The organism is Mariniflexile sp. HNIBRBA6329, assembly GCF_043558645.1.
Classification (GTDB): Bacteria; Bacteroidota; Bacteroidia; order Flavobacteriales; family Flavobacteriaceae; genus Mariniflexile.
Genome location: NZ_JBIFXS010000001.1, coordinates 412109 through 432439, shown reverse-complemented (window position 1 = coordinate 432439; position 20331 = coordinate 412109). Strand labels below are relative to the sequence as shown.

At 32.2% G+C, this 20331-nt stretch carries 17 protein-coding genes and 1 tRNA gene; 7 read left to right on the top strand and 11 right to left on the bottom strand.

Annotation, left to right across the window (positions count from 1 at the left end; genetic code table 11):
- Positions 1-38: 38 nt before the first annotated feature.
- On the top strand, positions 39-1034 hold the full coding sequence (gene dusB / locus ACGK9U_RS01770) for a tRNA dihydrouridine synthase DusB (RefSeq protein WP_394464854.1): 996 nt from the start codon (positions 39-41) through the stop codon (positions 1032-1034).
- 404 nt (positions 1035-1438) lie between these two features.
- Here dusB and ACGK9U_RS01765 read toward each other — a convergent pair whose 3' ends face one another.
- Together ACGK9U_RS01765 and rbfA are read right to left on the bottom strand one after the other, a co-directional pair.
- Positions 1439-2647, bottom strand: coding sequence for an ABC transporter permease (locus ACGK9U_RS01765; RefSeq protein ID WP_394464639.1), 1209 nt, complete (start codon positions 2645-2647; stop codon positions 1439-1441).
- 7 nt (positions 2648-2654) lie between these two features.
- Complete coding sequence (gene rbfA, locus ACGK9U_RS01760; RefSeq protein WP_394464638.1) at positions 2655-3059, bottom strand: 30S ribosome-binding factor RbfA; 405 nt, start codon at positions 3057-3059, stop codon at positions 2655-2657.
- Positions 3060-3161: 102 nt separating this feature from the next.
- Here rbfA and mce point away from each other — a divergent pair, with 102 nt between their 5' ends.
- Both mce and ACGK9U_RS01750 read left to right on the top strand, forming a co-directional pair.
- Positions 3162-3584 (top strand): methylmalonyl-CoA epimerase, encoded by a 423-nt coding sequence (mce, locus tag ACGK9U_RS01755; RefSeq protein ID WP_394464637.1) that lies wholly within the window; start codon positions 3162-3164, stop codon positions 3582-3584.
- An 86-nt stretch (positions 3585-3670) separates the two neighbouring features.
- Positions 3671-3744, top strand: a tRNA-Ile gene (locus ACGK9U_RS01750).
- Between the two features lie 135 nt (positions 3745-3879).
- On the opposite strand, the gene ACGK9U_RS01745 is transcribed toward ACGK9U_RS01750, so the two are convergent.
- Both ACGK9U_RS01745 and ACGK9U_RS01740 read right to left on the bottom strand, forming a co-directional pair.
- Entirely contained in the window at positions 3880-4191 is a 312-nt protein-coding gene (locus ACGK9U_RS01745; protein WP_394464636.1) for a cyclic-phosphate processing receiver domain-containing protein, read from the bottom strand.
- Between the two features lie 51 nt (positions 4192-4242).
- Complete coding sequence (locus tag ACGK9U_RS01740; RefSeq protein WP_394464635.1) at positions 4243-6300, bottom strand: hypothetical protein; 2058 nt, start codon at positions 6298-6300, stop codon at positions 4243-4245.
- A gap of 130 nt (positions 6301-6430) precedes the next feature.
- Between ACGK9U_RS01740 and ACGK9U_RS01735 the strand changes: the two genes are divergently transcribed.
- The 4 genes from ACGK9U_RS01735 (at position 6431) to ACGK9U_RS01720 (ending at position 11386) form a co-directional block, all read left to right on the top strand.
- Positions 6431-7342, top strand: a complete 912-nt coding sequence (locus ACGK9U_RS01735) for a helix-turn-helix transcriptional regulator (RefSeq protein WP_394464634.1) — start codon at positions 6431-6433, stop codon at positions 7340-7342.
- Positions 7339-9309, top strand: coding sequence for a DUF2779 domain-containing protein (locus ACGK9U_RS01730; RefSeq protein ID WP_394464633.1), 1971 nt, complete (start codon positions 7339-7341; stop codon positions 9307-9309). The genes ACGK9U_RS01735 and ACGK9U_RS01730 overlap by 4 nt, the downstream gene beginning before the upstream one ends.
- Before the next feature lie 479 nt (positions 9310-9788).
- A complete protein-coding gene (locus tag ACGK9U_RS01725) occupies positions 9789-10127 on the top strand; it encodes a cyclic-phosphate processing receiver domain-containing protein (protein WP_394464632.1) in 339 nt (112 codons plus the stop codon).
- Between the two features lie 56 nt (positions 10128-10183).
- Positions 10184-11386, top strand: coding sequence for a PD-(D/E)XK nuclease family protein (locus ACGK9U_RS01720; protein WP_394464631.1), 1203 nt, complete (start codon positions 10184-10186; stop codon positions 11384-11386).
- A gap of 61 nt (positions 11387-11447) precedes the next feature.
- Here ACGK9U_RS01720 and ACGK9U_RS01715 read toward each other — a convergent pair whose 3' ends face one another.
- The 7 genes from ACGK9U_RS01715 to ACGK9U_RS01685 form a co-directional block, all read right to left on the bottom strand.
- A complete protein-coding gene (locus ACGK9U_RS01715; protein WP_394464630.1) occupies positions 11448-12224 on the bottom strand; it encodes a uracil-DNA glycosylase family protein in 777 nt (258 codons plus the stop codon).
- A 107-nt stretch (positions 12225-12331) separates the two neighbouring features.
- Positions 12332-12913 carry a hypothetical protein gene (locus tag ACGK9U_RS01710; RefSeq protein ID WP_394464629.1) on the bottom strand — a complete coding sequence of 194 codons (582 nt, stop codon included), beginning with the start codon at positions 12911-12913 and terminating at the stop codon, positions 12332-12334.
- 3 nt (positions 12914-12916) lie between these two features.
- A complete protein-coding gene (locus ACGK9U_RS01705; RefSeq protein ID WP_394464628.1) occupies positions 12917-13837 on the bottom strand; it encodes a restriction endonuclease in 921 nt (306 codons plus the stop codon).
- A 16-nt stretch (positions 13838-13853) separates the two neighbouring features.
- Positions 13854-15575 carry a hypothetical protein gene (locus ACGK9U_RS01700; protein WP_394464627.1) on the bottom strand — a complete coding sequence of 574 codons (1722 nt, stop codon included), beginning with the start codon at positions 15573-15575 and terminating at the stop codon, positions 13854-13856.
- A gap of 178 nt (positions 15576-15753) precedes the next feature.
- Complete coding sequence (locus tag ACGK9U_RS01695) at positions 15754-17214, bottom strand: ATP-binding protein (protein WP_394464626.1); 1461 nt, start codon at positions 17212-17214, stop codon at positions 15754-15756.
- 158 nt (positions 17215-17372) lie between these two features.
- Positions 17373-18863: a restriction endonuclease subunit S gene (locus ACGK9U_RS01690; RefSeq protein ID WP_394464625.1), complete on the bottom strand. Its 1491-nt coding sequence runs from the start codon at positions 18861-18863 to the stop codon at positions 17373-17375.
- Entirely contained in the window at positions 18863-20323 is a 1461-nt protein-coding gene (locus ACGK9U_RS01685; protein ID WP_394464624.1) for an N-6 DNA methylase, read from the bottom strand. The genes ACGK9U_RS01690 and ACGK9U_RS01685 overlap by 1 nt, the downstream gene beginning before the upstream one ends.
- Positions 20324-20331: the final 8 nt, after the last annotated feature.

Genomic DNA, 20331 nt, shown 5'->3' with positions numbered 1-20331 from the left:
CATAAAAAACTGTAATTTTGCAGTCCAAAATAAAAAACGTGGTAAAAATAGACAACATAGAACTTCCTGATTTTCCATTGCTTTTAGCACCTATGGAAGATGTAAGCGATCCACCATTCCGCGCCTTATGCAAAGAACAAGGTGCCGATGTTGTTTATACCGAATTCGTATCGAGCGAAGGTTTAATTCGTAACGCCGCCAAAAGTGTTATGAAGTTGGATATTTATGAAAAAGAACGACCCGTTGGCATTCAAATATTTGGAGCTAATTTAGATAGCATGCTGCAAACCATAGATATTGTGGCAGAATCTAAGCCAGACATCATCGATATTAATTTTGGCTGCCCCGTAAAAAAAGTAGTGAGTAAAGGCGCTGGTGCTGGTATTTTAAAAGACGTGTGTTTAATGGAGCAACTTACTGCCGAAATGGTAAAACGCACCAACATACCCATAACCGTAAAAACCCGTTTGGGTTGGGACCACGATTCCATAAGAATCCTGGAAGTGGCTGAACGTTTACAAGATGTTGGCTGTAAAGCCATTGCTATCCATGGGCGTACCCGCGCGCAAATGTATAAGGGTAATGCCGATTGGAAACCCATTGCCCAAGTAAAAAACAACCCACGTATGCACATTCCCGTGTTTGGAAACGGCGATGTAGATTCGCCCGAAAAAGCTATGGAAATGCGCGATGTTTATGGATTGGATGGCTGTATGATAGGGCGCGCCAGCATTGGGAATCCTTGGTTTTTTAAACAAGTAAAGCACTTTTTTAATACAGGTGAACATTTAGCGCCCATTTCTATTGAAGAACGTGTGGAGGCAGCCCGTCGTCATTTGCAAATGGCTATCGATTGGAAAGGTGAAACCTTGGGTGTTTTCGAAACCCGCCGCCATTACACCAATTACTTTAAAAACATTCCGCATTTTAAAGAATTACGCACCAAAATGGTAACCAGCGACCACTCCGAAGATGTATTTGCTGCTTTTGATGAGGTGTTGGAACAATTTGCTGATTACCAATTTACAGAGTAGTTTTTGGGCAAATGGCAAGCAACCGCGCTATTCACTATATCTTTTTAAAACGTCATTGCAAGGAGTTTACGACTAAGCAATCTGTTAAATTCTAGTTTATACCAAAGGTAGTTCTTATTAAATTTTAAAAAGGATGTCGCTACTATCGCTTTTGCGGGCTATCCAATGGTTTTACCCTAACCTTAAGGTTTGTGGGATCACAATGTACAGACCTCACAGGTTTTTAAAACCTGTGAGATCTTGAAAACAAGTCAAAAAGATGATTTTAGGTTTTAGCTATACCATTGCGGGTTGATCGCACGAAGGATTACTCATGCATACTATTTTAATAATTTGGAATTCGTGAATGCTTCGCATTTGAAGCGGCATCTTTTTTTGCCATTTTTCATGGCAACTTGCCCTAATTAATGATATTCTTCTACCAAACTTTTTGAAATACGTACCGATGCAATTTTTGAGGCAATAATGCCTAAAACCGAAATGGTTAAAAACACAAGTATGAGGTTTCCAAACCTGATGGTTACGGGGTAGGGAAGTGACGGGGTTATCATAACCAACGAGAATGTTTTTTGAAGAAACACCACAATAAGGCTAACAATAATGCCTATAAAGCCACCAACAATGCTCATTAAACTGCCTTGGTAAAAGAAGATCCGGCGAATATCTTTTACGGTAACACCTATGTTGAACAAGGTGTTTAGGCTTCGTTTTTTGTCGAGCATCATCATAATTAAAGAGCCTATAACATTGAAAAATGCAATAATCAAAACGAGTGTAAATATTAGGTAAACTGCTAAATTTTCGGTGTTTAGCATTTTGTAAAGGGCATCGTTTAATTGCGCTCTGTTTTTTAAAATGACCTTATCACCTAAAATGGTTTTTATTTTTTCTATGGCTACGCTTTCATCTACCCCTTCTTTCAACTTAAATTCAATAGCTGTTACTTGGTTGGGTTCATAATTTAAGAGGTTTTGTGCTAAACCTATAGGAGAGAAAATATAGGTATCGTTTAGTTTTTCGTTCACAAAAAACACACCAACATTAACAACTTTAATGCTATTAAATGCATTTTTTGTTGAGGTTATTTGCCCTTTTCCGGGTTTTGGAACATATATATTTACAGGTTTTGTGTAATCTAAAAGTCCTAAAGAAAGACTGTTTGCAATGCCCCAACCCACTACAATTTGTCTGGAATTTTGTTCTATCCAATTGCCGTGTTCAATTACCGAATCAAAATCAACAACATCTTGATAACGTTCATCAACGCCCTTTATGTTTGCTAATGTGTTTTTATCTTGTGAAGCAATAATAACGCGTTCTTCTACAATTTTAGAGTACATAGCAATTTCATCTAAATTGTTGAGCTTAAAAATTTCGCTGTCCGTTAGTTCAAACGATTTTCCTTTGGAAGTTTCGGCTTTTAAATTAGGGTCTATAATGCTAGAAAACTGAAGTGTAAAATCTTTTAAACCCGCAAAACCAGAAAGCACAATAAATAAGGATGCAGAGCCTAAAATAACACCAACAATGGCTATAATGGTAATAAAATTAATAGCGTTGTTACTGCTTTTTGAGCGTAAATAACGTTTAGCTATATATAAGGGGAAGTTCAATTTTTAATTAGGCTTTTTTCCTTTTGTCTAAAATACTTGGGTCTTTAATAGGGTTATCTTCGCCTTTTAAAGATTTGTCAATTTGGTCAATATATTCTAAAGAGTCATCTATAAAAAACTCTAAATTAGGCATACGTCGCAGTTGGTTTTTGGTGCGTTGTGCCAATTCATGCCTAATTAACGGGGTGTTCGATTTGATCCCTACCAATAATTCTTTGGCCTTATCATTAGGAAAGATACTTAAATATACTTTGGCAACACCTAAATCTACAGTTACTTTAACTTTAGATACCGATATTAATATGCCATGCATACCACCTTGTGTGGCAGCACCTTGTAAAACTTCAACTAAATCGCGTTGTAAAACCGATCCTATTTTTTTTTGTCTTTGACTTTCCTCTACGTTACTCATTTTGATACCTCTTATAGGTTTAGAATGCAAAAATAGCGGTTATTTAAAGATTATCTTACTTTTGATTTACAAAATTTGTATCTTACTATAAAGCGTAGGTAAATGAATAAAATTGAACACATAGGAATAGCGGTTAAAAGTCTTGAAAATTCTAATGAATTGTTTTCCAAACTTTTTGGTGTACCAAGCTATAAAACGGAAACTGTAGAAAGCGAAAACGTAAAAACGTCTTTTTTTAAAGTAGGAACCAATAAAATTGAACTTTTAGAGGCAACAAATGAAGATAGTCCCATTGCAAAGTTTATAGCAAAAAAAGGTGAAGGCATCCATCATATTGCTTTTGATGTAGATGATATTGTAGCAGAAGTAAAGAGGTTAACCAATGCAGGGTTCGTGGTTTTAAACGATCCCGAGGTTTCGGGACTTAAAAAAGGAGCTGATAATAAGCTAGTTGTTTTTCTTCACCCCAAAACCACAAACGGTGTTCTTATAGAGCTTTGTCAAGAAATTGTTTTAAAAGAATAATTTTCTTGTAGAGTTTTAAAATTAGTATTAAATTCGCAGCCAATTTCGGAATGAAACCGTATTTTATACAGTAACATATACGAATCGGTCCTATAGCTCAGTTGGTTAGAGCACCTGACTCATAATCAGGTGGTCCCTGGTTCGAGCCCAGGTGGGACCACTTTTAAAATCCGTAAATAGCTGTTTTTTAGCTATTTACGGATTTTTATTTTTGCATGAGGGACAACAAAAGGGACAATAATTGGTGTAAATCATGTTGAATTCCAATTTAATTGATATTATTAGATTTTGGTATTCAACTGTTTTTTGCATGCTTAATGAAATTATTTAAAAGACTTTCTATATTTTTAGAACCTACAGGATTAGCCGAATGCACATAAAATCTTGGTAATTTTTTATTATTATCAATACAATAATTCACCAGCCATTTTGCACAATCCATTCCCGTTTTTTCTTGATAATGTGCAAAATTCCCTTCATTGTTCTTGTCAACATCAGCCAAATCGTGGTCAAAAGATATTATATCTGGTAAACTGAACTTTGTAATCCATTGAGTAAATTGTTCAAAATTCAAAACCCATTTGATTATTCCGTCTTCTTTAGGCACGTTTCTCTAAATTGATATATGGGTTTCGCAGGTCATCCAACCAGAGTATTTTCATTTGTTATTTTTATGGTTTAGAGAAATCGTATTAAAGAGCTCTTTAGATATGCTACTTAAATCTGAAGATATTTTCGATTTTAATTCATTTCTGTAATACAATAATTCACTGTTATTAATTAATTCTACTTCTGAAATTTTATATTTTTTTATCATTTTTTCCAAAGCTAATTTGTCTATCGAACTATGGTCGCTTAAATAATTGGATAAAGTCAACAATAACTTCATTTCTTTAATAAGAGTGCATTTTGCTAGTTCATAACCTTCTTTTAAAGTCTCCTTGATTAGCAATTCTACATCATTACAATCATGATAGCTATCATTGTTTGCAGAATCTAAATCAAAAAACATAGGTATCGTTCCTAAACCATTCAATTTATACATGTTGCTTAAAAATTTTGTAGCCATAATAATGTCACTTGATGATCCAGCTGTAATATTGTCTTTTCCAAATACCAATTCTTCCGCCATTATGCCACCTAAGTACATTGCTATTCTTTTAACAATTTCTTTTTTGGCAATATAATTCCATGGAAATTTAGTATATATAAAGCCATTATTATCACCTTCAGTAGTTACCGAATAAATGTGCTCTGGAACAACTTTGAGTAATATGGCTGAAATAATAGCATGACCACTTTCATGAACAGCAGTAATGGCTTGTAAATCGTCTTTTTTTGATATTCTAATATCTTCAAGAGGTGTTAGTACAGATACTTTTTTATTGTGCACAATCTTATTTCTATAAAGATAAGAGCAAACGAGTTCCTTCTCAAAAATATGAAATGATAGCTCTGAACTGTTTAAATTTTTGATTATAATTTCTGAAAAGAAAATAGACAAGTTTGTCTTGATCAAGTAATTTAATGAAGTTAACAAAGGTCTTACTCCTTGGGTTGGAAAGACACCTTCTTTGTAAATTAGATCTGAAACAGATTCATCAAATTTTATTTTTAATCCAATATGATTTTTGGTTTTTGTTATAACCTTTTGTAATTCATTTAAAATTATTGCTTTATAAGCCTCTTTATTTAGTGCAGGATAAATAATATGAATATTGCCCAGCCTTGATATTTGTTCTTTTCTAAACCTGTTAGAGAGTGCATTTTTTATTTGTGGAATTGTAATTTTTAATGATGATTCATGAAACAAATCAGCATCAATATCTGCAGTTAAATTGTTACTCATAGTATATGCTTCGTCTAGATTTCCAATTATGAAAATGAGAGCCTTTGTAAAGTTTTTAGTTTTTGGTTTTTTTGCAATTTTAATAACATTATATAAAAAAGCTATAGTTTCTTCTCCGTTTAAGTTTAAAAGATGTTTATTAACATCTTGGATTAAATTAAAATGGAATGCTTTACCAGCATAGTCTAGAATAGATGAGTAAATAGAACGTTTAACAAACAAATTTTTTTTATTATCATCATCATCATCCCAGAAACTATCTCCATTAAATTCAGCATTATAAATACTTATTCCTTTTATTATTTTTCCTTTTTCTACTTTTACTGAAGATTGAAGTAAAAACTGTAGTTTTTTAGTGTAATCTATCAAGTTATACAGCCCATGGTCCCATGGATAGTATTCAATTTTCCCAGAATCTATTAATTCCCACACTTTTCTATTATCGTCTTCTTGAACTTCTTCACGTAATGGCCCTCTTAAAGTTCGACTATGTTGAAATTCATCTAAAGCTATTATTATTGGTTTAGATTCATCCTTTTCACATAAGTCATCAAGTCCTCGTGTAAAAGAAGAGCTGCTGGTTTTTATTCCTAAATCAAATTTAAAAAGGCTATCATTACAATTTAATAACTCGGCAAGTCGAGTGATTAAAGAAGTTTTTCCCACACCTGTTAAACCCCAAAGATTTACTACTAATGGCCTTGTTTGGTATTCGTTTAGCACATACCAGGAACGTGTATTATTAACCAATTCGTCAATAGCCTTATCAATTCCAAAAAACTCTTTTTTTAAGGTATTTCGTGCATATTCTAATTGTTTTTGCTTGGTTATAAATTCATCTTTTAACTTTATAAGTTTTGTATTCATAATTATGTTTTTAATGATTATGAGGCAAACCAATTACAATTGACCGCCAAATCGTGTCGGCGTAATAAATTTCGACTATATTTATCACGCCGACACGATTTGGCGGTTTAACTTTTTAATATTGCTTGTTATGTCAAAATATCATATTTCCAGAAGATTACAGTTTATAATACAATATGTAAACGATAGAAATTATGCTTCTAAAGATCAGCTTGTTGAATTTTTAAACAGTAAAGATTTTGATATTTCTGAGCGTACTTTGGAACGTGATATGAGTAAAATAAGGGCTGATTTTGGAATTGAGTTAGGTTATAGTAAACAGCATAATGGTTATTTTATAGATAAGGATAGAAGCGTGAAAGTAGAATCGTTTTTTAAGTTTTTAGAGTTGGTTACTTTGGCGGATGTGTTTTCTGACGGTTTAAAGGATAACCATAAGGTTTTGGATTATGTGATTTTCGATGATTCTAGTAAACTTAAAGGAATTGAAAATTTAGAAACAATTCTTATAGCAATAAAACAGGATAGAGTGCTGGAATTTACCCATTATAATTATTATAAGAACACTAAAACAGCTTACAGTATTACGCCTTTAGTCTTAAAAGAGTATCTAAACCGCTGGTATGTTATTGGACTTCCAGATGGGAAAAGCGAAATTAGAACATTTGGTATTGATAGATTACTGGAGATGAAACTAAGTGAATTAACTAAGCTAAATAAGCTGAAATACTTGAAGCAAATAGCAAAGTTTGATAATATTATTGGTTTAAACTATTCAAAAAATGAACCCGAAAACATTATCATAAAGGTTACAAATAATCATTTGAAATATTTAGAAAGTTTACCGTTGCATGCATCACAAAAAACAATTGAAATGAATAAAGACTTTAGTTATGTATCTTATGATCTAATACCTAATTATGAGTTTATTATTGAAATCTTGAAAATGAGTATTGAGGTAGAAGTGATTGAACCTTTGTGGTTCAGAGAAAAAATCAAACAAAAAGTATCAGCTATTTACAACAAATACAATAATGCATGACTCATAAAAAACCAAGATATTTAACAAAATCTCGTTTTAAATTGGCATTAGATTGTCCTACAAAGCTATTTTACACTCGTAAACAAGAGTATGAAAATCAAAGTGAAAGCGATCCGTTTTTGGAAGCTTTGGCAGAAGGTGGTTTTCAAGTGGAAGAATTGTCACGCATGTATTATCCTGACGGTATTGCGATTATAGGTAATGATTGGAACTATGATTTGCTTGCTAGAAAAACTGCCGATTTACTACAACAAGAGAAGGTTGTTATTTTTGAAGCGGCTTTTTTGTACGAAGGCTTATTTATTCGTGTTGATATATTAGAAAAAAGAGATAATAATATAAAACTTATAGAAGTTAAAGCTAAATCAGTTCGGGAAAGTGAACATAATGGATTTATTGGTTCCCGTGGAAATTTAAATAGTGGATGGTCAGCATATTTGTACGACGTAGCTTTTCAGCAATATGTAATTCAAAAAGCATATCCTAAGTGGAAAATAACTCCATTTCTTAAATTAGTGAATAAGGATTCTGTTGCAACTGTTGATGGTATTAATCAATACTTTAAAATTACTAAATCATCAGATTTAAGGACTGGTATTCTAAAAAAGGAGGGGTTAACTTTAGAAGACTTAGGAAACCCTTTATTGTCTGATATTCTTATTCAGTCTGAAATTGATTTAATTTTTAAAGATAATCCGCACATTGAGGGGATGTCATTTGAAGAGACCGTATTGTATTTTAAAAAACATTACAGCAATGACATAAAAATCAACACACCTATAGGTCACCATTGTAAAGGTTGCGAGTTTTATTTAGAGCAACCCACCCAAGAGAATAAAAGTGGTTTCCATGAATGTTGGTCATCACAATTAGAAGTGTCAAATCAAATGATAAATAGACCTAAAGTATATGATATATGGAATTTTAGGGGTGCCAAATCTCTTATTGAAAGTGGAAAATATTTTATGCATGATTTGGTTGAAACGGATATTAACCCTCAACCCGAACCAGGTAAAATTTCAAATTCTGATCGGCAATGGATACAAGTTGGAAAAGTAAAATATTTAGATATCTCTCCAGTTGTTAAATTTGAGGGTTTAAAAAATGAAATGAAAACATGGGTATACCCTTTAAATTTTATTGATTTTGAAACTTCAATGGGGGCATTACCTTTTACATCTGGAAGAAGCCCTTATGAGCAAACTGCATTTCAATTTTCACATCACATGGTTTATGAAGATGGTAGGGTGGAACACAAAACAGAATATCTAAATGCCGAAATGGGAATGTTTCCTAATTTTGATTTTGTAAGAGCATTAAAAAGAGCTTTAGAATCAAATTTTGGCAGTATTTTCAGGTATCATAATCATGAAAACACCGTGCTAAATCAAATCCATTTGCAATTGGATAATTCAAACGAAGTAGACAAGGAAGACTTAAAAGGTTTTATTGAACAAATATCGCACGCAACCAATAGTAGTGCTAATTTATGGTGTGGAGAAAGAGATATGATTGATTTATATCGTGTAGTTAAAGAGTTTTATTACAGCCCACAAACCCAAGGGTCTATTTCAATTAAAGCTGTTTTACCAGCGGTTTTAAACTCAAGTAATTTTCTAAAAATGAAATACGTTAAACCAATTTCAGAAATTAATATCACAAGTAAGAACTTTGAAAGTAACCATGTTTTTTTGAATTTTGAAAATGAGTATGTGATAAGTCCCTATAAAACATTGCCTCCATTATTTGATAATTGGAATGATAAAGATTTGGAAACATTGGTTTCCGAAATGGGTATGATTGCCGATGGAGGAGCTGCTTTAACGGCCTATGGTAAGTTACAATTTGAGAATATGTCCGATACTGAAAGACAAGAAATTTCACAAGGACTTTTAAAGTATTGTGAGTTAGATACTCTAGCAATGGTTATGATTTATGAATATTTTAAAGATATAACAAGTTTATGAATATACTTTATCTACCTAGGCTTAATATCTGTTTTGGTCAAGAGAAAAGAGTTGTTTTAGAGATAAATGGTAAAGTTTTTGTTCCAAGAATTGATTATTTAGCAAAACTGAATAGTATTAGTACTTTAATACAAGACTTTAACAAAAAGGCAATTAATGTCATTATTGTGAGTGGTATGCTATTTTATTTCAAATGCCATTTAGCGTACTGACTTATTATTTAACGGCTTTAGCTTAAAGATCAATACCGCAAAATATTTCTGAGGTCAAAAATGAATCAAGTGTTTTTAGACAAATAGTTTTGGGAACCCGTGACTATGTAGTTGACCCCAAACTTACGCTTAACCTTATTGACGAGATTTTGACGGTGAATCCTGAGTTCAAGATATACATTCACAATAATTTAGCACATCGTATTTTTATTGATGTATTTGAAAAAGAAGTGAAAATATTTTTTATAAAATGTATTATTAATTGCAATGAAAAAACTTTTTTTAGATGATATAAGAACAGTAGACATGGTTTATGATAAAACCATGGTCTCCGAATTTGATGTTGTCCGCACCTATAAGGAGTTTGTTAATTACATAGAGCTAAATGGGCTTCCAGAGTTGATTAGTTTTGACAATGACCTTGGAATGGATAAAGATGGCATAATTGCTCCAGATGGTTTAGCAGCTGCTAAATGGTTGGTTTATGAATCGGGATTAGATTTACAACGTTTAAAATTTAATGTACATTCTGCTAATCCTGTTGCCGCTGAACAAATTAAAGGACTTTTAAATAATTATATTAAGTTTTTAAACAAAAGTGTTTAGGTTAAGGAGTTTTGTGTTGTTCTAAAATTCATGTTATGAGTAAATAAATTAAGAAAATGATTAAAAGAGAGAATGTAATAATTTCTAAAACCAAAACCATTTTAGAAAAACAAAAAAAATATTTACAAGAAAGTGGAGAAGATTTCAACATCTTCAGTATCACTAAAATTGAGCGTTACGAAAATAACACGCATTCTGCAATGATTACCGAATTGTTAAATCCAAAAGGGTCGCATCATCAGGGCGCTATGTTTTTAGATGAGTTTATAAAAATCATTTTTTCAATTGTTTACCAATCTAAAGATGAAAACTGTGATTTAGAAAAAAAAGCGAGCGATTTTATAAAAGCTAAACCCATAGTATTTCAAGAAAAATCGATTGGTACTATTAATTTAGATAAAGGTACTGGTGGGCGAATAGATATTTTAATACAATCTAATGAAACCAATATTATAATAGAGAACAAAATTGATGCTAGTGATCAGTTACTCCAATTAGAACGATACAATAATTACAAGCCTAATAAAAGCATTATTTTTTATCTGAATTTATGGGGTAATGAAGCATCAAACCATAGTGCAGGAAAACTATTGGCACATAAGGATTATTACCCTATTAGCTATCAGGAGCATATTGTTGAGTGGCTCGAAAACTGCATTGAAAAATGCTCCAATGCATATTTAAAAATAAATATTAGACAATATTTGAATTTAGTAAAAAAAATAACGAACCAACTTAAAGATGAATTTATGGATGAATTAGAAATGATGTTAATAAATAACCTATTAGAGGCTGAACAAGTTGCCAATACATTTCCAGTTGTAAAGAGGAAAATAAGAGAAGATTTTAGAAAGAAATTCGAAATAGCTTTATATAAAAGAATACCAAAAGAATTAGAATTTAGAATAGATTCCGGAAATACGTATATAGGATTGCCTAATTATAAAAGCGAACAATTATGCTTTGCTATAATGTTTAATCAAGGGGAACATGTTTATTACGGTATTTATAACCATACAGCCAATATTGAAAATATAAAATTGGTTCAGGAGTTTTTAAAGGGCAAAGTAAATACAACAAATCATTTCCCTATTTGGTATTACTTAAAGGAGTTAAATGGTGAAAAAATAGACTTTAATGATGTTGCATTCCTTTCAAAATTAATGTCCGCTGATAACCATGAAAAACTTTTAAATAAGGCAGTTAATGAGTTATCTGAATTTATTCAAAAATATTATCAAGTATTAAGCATAGTTTAAAGTATTTTTAAATTAAATATCAAGTCATATTCTTGTTATAAGTATTATACATAAAGATGAGCTATTTAAATAACTCATCTTTATGTTCTAAAATATCCTTGCCTATTTTTTGCAAATGAGACTCATTTTTAAGTTTTCCAATGGATAAAAATAAATTTGCAATAGGAATAAAATTTTGAAGAACCATATTAGAAATATGAGGCACGAAATGAACATCAATACCACGTTTTGTGGTTAAAAAGGGATCTTCTGAGGAACACTCTAGAATTTTTGAGATGGCAATTTTAGCATCTTTTCCAATTGTAATAATATTGTCGGGTTTAATTACATCTATTTCTTGTTTTAAAATCCCATAATGAGTTTCTTTATCTTTTCGAATTAATTTTCGATCAGTTAGACTTTTAGCGAATAGTTTATAAACATCCGTTATATAAACTCTATTATTTTCTAAAAGAGGTTCAGTAAATTGCCAATATTTATTTTTAATAGATTCTCGACCTTTTTTGTTAGCCAGCCCAAAAGGTGAGCTAATTATTAATTCATGGGTATTATGATTTCGTTGAGGGTCTCTTCCAATTATCATGGTTTTCTTTTTGTCTTTTTCCCATTCAAACCATATAGGTAAATCAATTCCTAAACCTATTTTATCAAAAAACATTTCAAAATTATCATTTAAAATATCACCAGGCTTTCCTCTTTTAGTAAAATCTAATTCATTTTTAGACTCCTCTATACCATCGAATAAATTTGACAATTCCGATTGGTTGTAGGATACGATATTTTGTAAAATAGGGATAATCTTAAATTTAAGATCTCCTTGTAATAAAGAATATTTCATTCAGTTTTTATTGTTTATTTAAATTTTAAAATAAAGTAGTATAACCTATAAATCATTTTGTTCAGTTTCTTGTTTCAAGTTTTTAATATTTAGAAAATATTTACTTTTTAAAGTAACCCACTTTGCTTACCAAATAACGGTCTCTGGTAGTTCCAAAAACCTTGTTCAATAACTTCAAGTACTTTGAAAAAAGAAAGATTATGATTGGGTATCATTGGCGTAAATAAGCTAACCTGAATTTTATAATTATAATCTTTGGGTAACCATGCTTTTAGATGCATAGAATACACGCTTTTAGATCCAACTCCAAAATGATTGATCATTCTGGCTGTCAGGTTCTCTCCCTTACTGCTTCCAACATACAATGTAATTTCGTTTTTTGGAAAGTTATCATTAAATTTAGAATAGGCACGACCTTCGTGGTTTGTGTTTTTAGCCTTATTAAATGCTTTATTTAATATAGTGAAATCATCACAGCCTTTTAGCTCGAAAGTATAAATAACAGGTTGTTCAAATGATTTAAAGAAGTCTCTAATATTTTCTTTTACTGTCTCATTGGAATGAGTTTGTAATTTTATAGCATCGATACTAAAAATATCATTATACCTTGTTAAAGTTGTTCTTTCGACAAGTGATGAGAGTGCGCTCAGTTCTTTCTTTAAGTTTAATTTTACTATAGAATAATCCATAAATTAATCATCTTTCATCGCATCCCAAAAATCGGTATCGAGTTTTTTAAGTTCTATGGTTTGCACAATTTGCATACCCAAACCATATTCATACATATATTCTGCAAGTTGATCACCATCAATTAAGATAATCGTGGAGTTATTTAAATTTTTCACATAAGTCAATGCACCGTCTGAAAAATATGAGGTTGTTATAAAAACACCTTTGCTCATTGGAGCGCCTAACAATGCACCAGCGAACTTTTGGATTTCATCACGATTAATACTGTTGTTTAAAGCATATCGTTTGGCTTGTATATGAATACGGCCAAGACCTAGAACATCTTCTTTGATAACCCCATCAATGCCACCATCATTAGTCGCTTTTGTTACTAACCCAGAATCCTTTATTTCACCACCATAGCCCATTTTTTGAAGCAACTTAACAACAATTGTTTCAAACTCGAAAGGAGTTTTACTTAAAATGGTATTTAAGATTTCATCTTTACGGGTTTTCTTTATTTTTTCAAAAGACGCATACAACTTTTCTGCTGGTGTGAAGTCTGATGTCATGGTTTCCGACTCAGAACTTATAACTGCCTTCTTTTGTTGTTTTGGAACCTCTCTTTGACTTAATTTCTCAGCTATATAATCATTTACAGCTTCTGGTGTTTTAAGTAATTTTAGGCCTACATTATTGATTGAATAGGTGCCTCTTTTTGGCTTTTCCACTAAATCAGACATATTGAGATAACTTAATGCCCAAGAGACACGATCATAAAAAATGTGACCATTACCAGATGGATACATTTCTGAAAGCTCTTCTTCTGTGAGTTTAAAGTGGCTTCCGAGCAATTCCACAAAGTCTTTTAATTTTAAAAGTCCTTTTTCAGAAAGTAATTTTAACGCTGGTACTCTGATGTCATCGTGTTTTGGAATTGGCATAGTTTTAATTATTTAATTATCTAAACATGGTTATGAATTTTCCACTAGTTTTTCTATCAAGGTTAATTTCATTCTCAAACCCTAATCCACCATGATAATAATCGTCAAAAAGCTGAGCATGATTAGGACGGGTTCTTATTACTTGATCCGATTTTAAATATTTATCGGGAATTAGTTTGTCGAGTATAGCTCCACATATTTCAAGCTCATCACCACACAACAAACCACCATGAAGATATTCTCTCAAATCAAAATACCTAAGAAGTTCATTAAATTTTGAGCCTCTTTTTTTAAAGGCCAATAAGAAAACCTCTAAATCATCGATACAAATTGATAATGGAAATTGGTCTTCTTCTTCTACCGATAACATTGCGTCGAGATCAGTTTGAATTTGACCAAATCGCTCGAGAGTTACAACTAAACTAAAAGCATGGTGATATTTTCTAGTATTTATTTGTCCTATTTCATTTGTTAATGCTAAATCTTCATATAATTTGAATGTCTCCTTTTTAATAAAACGCTGCTTAACTCTATATGACTGGTCATAGCCTTTTTGTATAACTTTATCAAAATTCTTTCTAATTAAACCATAGGCTTTATCAGGATCTGAACGCGGTTCTTTTCGTTTTGATGCTTTTGCCTCAATAATTAACGCCATACCTTTGTATAAAACCAATATATCTTGTTCGTTTCCAACTTTTGTGTAATAGCTTTGATATATTATTGCCTTATTTCCTAAAACCAATCTAAATAAATTCACGATTTTGTTTTCTAATTCAATACCTCTATGTTTATAAAATGGCTCAGTAATTGGGATACCTGAAGTAACAAAATCTAATAACTGATTGTAAATAGCTATAACGATTTGTTTCATATCAATTGATTGATATTCTTTTTCTGCAACCTCAAAAATTGGATGATTAAAATAGGGGTTATTTTCTGTGTAATATAGAAAATCACTTTCGACTCTTCGTATAGATAGAGTATCAATAAATGCACTAACAATATTAGGGTCAAATTCTTTATTCAATTCAACCAAATTAAATCGATATTTTTTCCCTGGATCAATCATACTTTCAGACATTCTTAAATAATGTGGAGGAACAGCCAAATGCATCTTGTCAGGGTTCGTCATACCTTCTGCAAATTGTTCTATGCTTATATCATCCCATGTTTGTTCTCCTTCAACAGGAAAGACCGAATTTAATTTCTGATGAAGCATCTCGTCAAGGAATCTATAAATAGATATAAATTCGTTTAAACTTAAACCAAAATGAACTTTGATTTCATTATCGAAAGGAGCAAAGTATATACCTATTCGTTCAATAATTTGTTCCTCATAATTTAAATCACCTTGATTAAAATAATTTAAATGGTACATTAAACCAATTATACGCTGCTCTTTTAAAACATCATTTATTACTATTCCATCATCAGGATAAAAGTTTTCTTCATAACCTGACTCAATTTTAATCAATAGGGCTTTTATTTGATCCCAATCTTCTTCAGTATATTGATATTTAGTTTCAATATTATCATCTTTCTTTGACGTTAAATGTAATCCTGCTAAATAGAACAATTGTCTTTGTGGTGCTACAAGCCCAACTAAACTTGGAGGTATATTTTGCATGGGAACCATAGTAAGCAAAGTACTCAAATCCCCCATAAAAGTTTTGGTGTCATATTGACTGACAAAAGATTTAAGCTCTTTTGATTTTTTTTCAATATTAATTGGCATACTTTTCTTTAATTTAAATGTCAAAATAATACTAGCAAACAATAATGAAATTTGATTACTATATGTTTACTAGTAGTGTTTGTCCCTTGCTTAATTAATCAAATTTGTTTCTTAATGTTTATTGGTTGCCGAAAAACAAGGAATTCATTTAGATCTATCAACCTTGCTTAATTGCGGATTATTGTTTCTTAAAAGTATAAAGCGCATTTATGTCTCTTTGTTTTTCACTATTGCGATTTAATATATCATCATCTGTAAACTTATTGATGTAAATTCGAATGGTATTATTATTAATCCCTGTGTATTCGGATAATTCATCCAAAGTAGCTTGGTGCTTTATAAATAAATAATTGAGTATTTTCTTTTGAGTAGGATTGTAAGTTTGCCAATCACTTTCTATTTTTTTGATAACAGAATCATGAATAGTTTTTAAATGTTTACTTATCAAGTTTCTCAATGTAAGATATACATTGCCGTTGGCCTCTTTGTATTCTGGTACGGACAACATAGATTTTTCCATAGATTTATAAATACGGGAGACACCTTCATTCAATTGTCTTACATAACCCATATCTTCTAGAACTCTTGCTATTCTTGGGTTTCTAGCAAAACGTTCAGTCTTTATATTTTCAACGGTAACTTGAGCTGGTAGCGGACCACTGTTGGAAATCTCCAATCTATTATTAAAGTGCTTAATGTAAATGGCACTACCCTGAACATTATAGGAGCGATGGCATAAAGCATTTACAATGCCTTCTAGCCAAGCATCTTCTGGATATTCGGGTACTTTTTTAAATTTTCCTTCTTCCATATCCAGAAAATAATAGTCTCTAAAAGAAGTATTTAGGAAGGTCTTAATTGTATCAATAAGATTCGGGATGTTGTCCTCAAAACGTTCGTCCTTAACAACATTATAATCTGTACCTGAAAGTGCTTCGGTACCATCATAACGGATATAGCGAACAGAAGCTGATGGGATATATTTTTCAGGGTCTTTTGCAAACAATAAAACGGCAGCATTTTTTAAAGTAAAGTTGTCATTTTTCTTTACGGCTAAATATCGCTTTGTCAATAGATCTAAAGGATCACCTGCATAGTTAAGCCGTTCCTTGTACGCAAGTAATAAGTCTTGGTCTAAATCTTCAAAGTCAAAGTTTTTAGATTGCTCTTCTTCAAACCTACGAATCGTTTTATCATATTCCAGTTTTTTTACTGCGTCTCTATCTAGTTTCCTGTTGGTATCGAAAACACGTAAAAAAACTTGTTCAGTATCTTTTCGGCAATATATACGCTCCAACTCTTGTTCTGTATGAAATAAAAAAATTAAGTTACCACCAATTTCTATTTCTTCGAGTTGTATGTTACAAGCAGGATGCACATAGTCCATAACAAGGGTTCTGTAACTATTAAGTTTATCTCCCAATTGTCTTAAATCTTCAAAATCTCCATTATCTGAAATCCCAAAGGCAAGAATGCCCCCGTCTGCATTTAGCATCCCTATAAGTTCTTCGGCTATTCTGCCGGGTTTAATCTCTTTATCGCCCAAACCTTTGCGTTCAAAATATTGGTTTTCGGGTTTAGTGCGCAGGTAATCCTCGGTAATTATGGTGTTAATAGAGGATATGGCTGTTGTACTCATGGCTTCTTGATTTGTTAATAAAGTTGCTTATTTGTTAATAAATGTTGCTTAATGTGTCTTAGCCCTTAATGTATAGGGGGTTTGTGATTGTAAAACAATGTTGCTTAAAAGTAATTAAATGTTACTTAATATAAAATGACACGGTTTTATTTATAAATTTAATTCTCTTCGGCTACTTGGCTTAAAGGGTTTTCATTAGCTTTATATAGCTGTTTTTTTTGTTTACTATTTGCCGCTACGTCATGTAATATTTTTTTAGAAACACTGTTTCTTGGTGTTATATTGGTTTGTGCTTTTAAAGCCTTTATCTCCTTTAGCAAATCTTTAGCATCACCATCACTGGCCAATTGCGGCACTAACTCACCTTTAAACGCTTTATGCAAAATGGTTTGTGGTAGGTTGTCTATTTTTTCCTTTAAGGCATCATAGTGTTTTTCTATGCTGTCGGCTTTGGTGAATAGGCTTTCAACACGATTGACAATTTCTTCTTGTTCTTGTTCAGATGGAATGGGAATTTTAAACTCTCTACATTGAGTTAGTGATATGTTAACCTGTCCAACCACACCTCTTGTTTCATTAACTAAATTATTCACAGGAGTACCTTCTCTTAAAAAGTAATAAAGGAATTTGTAATTTAAATACGGCTTTGGTCTAAATAGCGTAATGGCTTGATTTATATTGCATTCTTTAAAGCGTTCAGGAATAATTGCAACTTTATTTAAAGGAGGACCAACAATATTCATTAAAACATCATTGGGATGGCAGATTGACTTTTTACATTGGGTATTTTGAATCTCTTCGGATACATATTGAGGTTTATCATCAAATGATATTTGTTGATCTACAATATTATAGACCTTAAAAAAAGGAATCCCAGACAGAGCAAAATTACTTCCTTTTGGAGTGCCACCGCTTTGAACTTTTTCACAACAATTTTTTGCTAGTTCAATTTTCCAATCAGATAAATTCTTCCCTTTTCTCCACTCCTCCGTCAACTTCCCAGTAACCGCCTGTGTCAACACTTGATGTTTAAAATCTTTTAAAAGTTGTGGGATGCTGTCCAAACTTAACTTTATCAACTCTAACTGCCAAAATAATTGGTCTAATTTGGCTACGATACGGTTTTGTTCGGGTAAGGGTGGGAGAGGAATCGGAATCGTTTGATAATCTTTAAATTTTAAATTTCTTAAATTATTACTTCCTCCCTGATATTTAATCACTTCTCCTGACAAATAGAAGTATTCCAAATAGTTACTTACATAGTTTTTGTTTAATAAGTCATGAAGCCTAATCATTCTCAAAAAATTTGTACAAACCTTTGGCAGACTATTTTTTGTTATAGATTCTTTGTCCATGTATACTACCCTGCCAACAGGTTGTTCTGGACCACCACCAGAAATTTCTATAAGAATATCTCCTATCTGTAGTTTTCTTTTTTCGAGACTGGCTGTTTTAATTTTTCTTAAACTGGCTGTTTCGCCTTTTTCTTTTACCCAGTTTTTAATTTCACTTCCTCTAATACATAAAGCATCAATAAATTCATCATCTAAATCGGCTTCGGGGTCTTTTCCCCAATCTCCACCAATAACAAAAAAAATAATGTTTTTAAGTTCTGTCGTAACCCAATTCTTCGGCAATTTCTCTCCCATTATCCTAATTCCTTTATCATGGCATTCAATTGCTCTGTAATACTGTTTAACTCCTTCAATGCTTCTTTTGCCAAATCAATCGGTTCTCCCAAATCTTCAGAATTACTAATACTATCATCTGCAATTAAACCTAAATCCAGATTGTGGTTTTTCTTTGCAATGGTTTCTCTGCTTATGCATTGCCAACGTTCGTCTGTAATTGTCTTTCGTTTTTCATCACTTATTAAACCATTAAAATCTTCATCTAATGTATCAATGCCAATACCCCCTGTGTAGGCTTTTACAAAGTCTTTAAAAGCAGCTTCAACAAATGGGGTGCGCTTACCGTAATTGGGCGTGTTGGTACGCATATCGTAAAACCACACATTTTTAGTATTGTCGGTTTCAGTGGTGCCACGGGTGAAAAACAGTACGTTGGTTTTTACGCCTGCAGCATAAAAGATGCCTGTTGGTAAGCGCAATACAGTATGTAGGTTGCATTTGTCCATTAAATCGCGACGTATTTTTTGGCCATCTCCATCTTCAAACAGCACGTTATCTGGTAACACCACGGCGGCACGGGCTTTTCCATCTTTTTTAAGACTTCGGTAAATGTGCTGTAAAAAGTTAAGCTGTTTATTGCTTGTTGGGAAGGTAAAATCATCTCGGGTTGGGCGCTCTCCACCTTTTTTGGTTCCAAAGGGCGGGTTTGCTAATACGCCATCAAAATTGCTGAGTTTTTTACCTAAATCCGTTAAAGTATCACCTAAATAGATGCGGCTTTCCATACCATGTAATCGTGCATTCATTAATGCCAAACGGTGGGCATCTCCTACTAATTCAACACCACTAAAGGCATCTTCTTTTTGGAATTTTCGATCTTTTTCATTTAAATGAAAATAACCATCATGTTTGTTTCTAAGATATTCGTCGGCAGCAATCATAAATCCAAAGGTACCTGCGGCAGGATCATTCCAACGTTCATTCAATTTGGGTGCCATTAAACTTACCATGATATTAATCAATGGTCGTGGCGTAAAATACTGTCCTGCACCACTTTTTTTCTCCCCTGCATTTTTTTCCAGCAAACTTTCGTAAATATCGCCCATAACATCACGGTCACTTTCTTCGTACCAATCTAATTTATCAATGGCTTGCACTAGGGTATTAAAGTTCACTGGTTTGCGTAAACTGGTGGAGGCATCTGCATAAATCTCTTTAATGCTTTCGCTAGTGGTTTGTGCACTAATTTCAGCTAAAAATTTTCGATACTTTAAAAAAGCTTCGTTGTTATCGTGTTCGTTTACAAAAGATTGCCAACGGTAGTTTTCAGGGATGTGTTCTTCAAAATCTTTAACTTCACTTAATTTTAAAAACAGGATATAAGTAAGTTCGTTTAAATATTGGTGATAGGTTACGCCATCGTCGCGCAACACATTACATAAGTTCCATAGTTTTTGAGCAATTTCGTCTGCACTCATAAATAGTT

Coding starts and splice junctions, on each gene's coding strand:
- mce (WP_394464637.1), top strand. CDS start 3,162: ATGAATAAAATTGAACACATAGGAATAGCGGTTAAAAGTCTTGAAAAT.
- ACGK9U_RS01725 (WP_394464632.1), top strand. CDS start 9,789: ATGAAAAAACTTTTTTTAGATGATATAAGAACAGTAGACATGGTTTAT.
- ACGK9U_RS01690 (WP_394464625.1), bottom strand. CDS start 18,863: ATGGGAGAGAAATTGCCGAAGAATTGGGTTACGACAGAACTTAAAAAC.
- ACGK9U_RS01715 (WP_394464630.1), bottom strand. CDS start 12,224: ATGAAATATTCTTTATTACAAGGAGATCTTAAATTTAAGATTATCCCT.
- ACGK9U_RS01735 (WP_394464634.1), top strand. CDS start 6,431: ATGTCAAAATATCATATTTCCAGAAGATTACAGTTTATAATACAATAT.
- ACGK9U_RS01700 (WP_394464627.1), bottom strand. CDS start 15,575: ATGCCAATTAATATTGAAAAAAAATCAAAAGAGCTTAAATCTTTTGTC.
- ACGK9U_RS01695 (WP_394464626.1), bottom strand. CDS start 17,214: ATGAGTACAACAGCCATATCCTCTATTAACACCATAATTACCGAGGAT.
- ACGK9U_RS01685 (WP_394464624.1), bottom strand. CDS start 20,323: ATGAGTGCAGACGAAATTGCTCAAAAACTATGGAACTTATGTAATGTG.
- ACGK9U_RS01740 (WP_394464635.1), bottom strand. CDS start 6,300: ATGAATACAAAACTTATAAAGTTAAAAGATGAATTTATAACCAAGCAA.
- ACGK9U_RS01730 (WP_394464633.1), top strand. CDS start 7,339: ATGACTCATAAAAAACCAAGATATTTAACAAAATCTCGTTTTAAATTG.
- rbfA (WP_394464638.1), bottom strand. CDS start 3,059: ATGAGTAACGTAGAGGAAAGTCAAAGACAAAAAAAAATAGGATCGGTT.
- ACGK9U_RS01720 (WP_394464631.1), top strand. CDS start 10,184: ATGATTAAAAGAGAGAATGTAATAATTTCTAAAACCAAAACCATTTTA.
- ACGK9U_RS01710 (WP_394464629.1), bottom strand. CDS start 12,913: ATGGATTATTCTATAGTAAAATTAAACTTAAAGAAAGAACTGAGCGCA.
- ACGK9U_RS01705 (WP_394464628.1), bottom strand. CDS start 13,837: ATGCCAATTCCAAAACACGATGACATCAGAGTACCAGCGTTAAAATTA.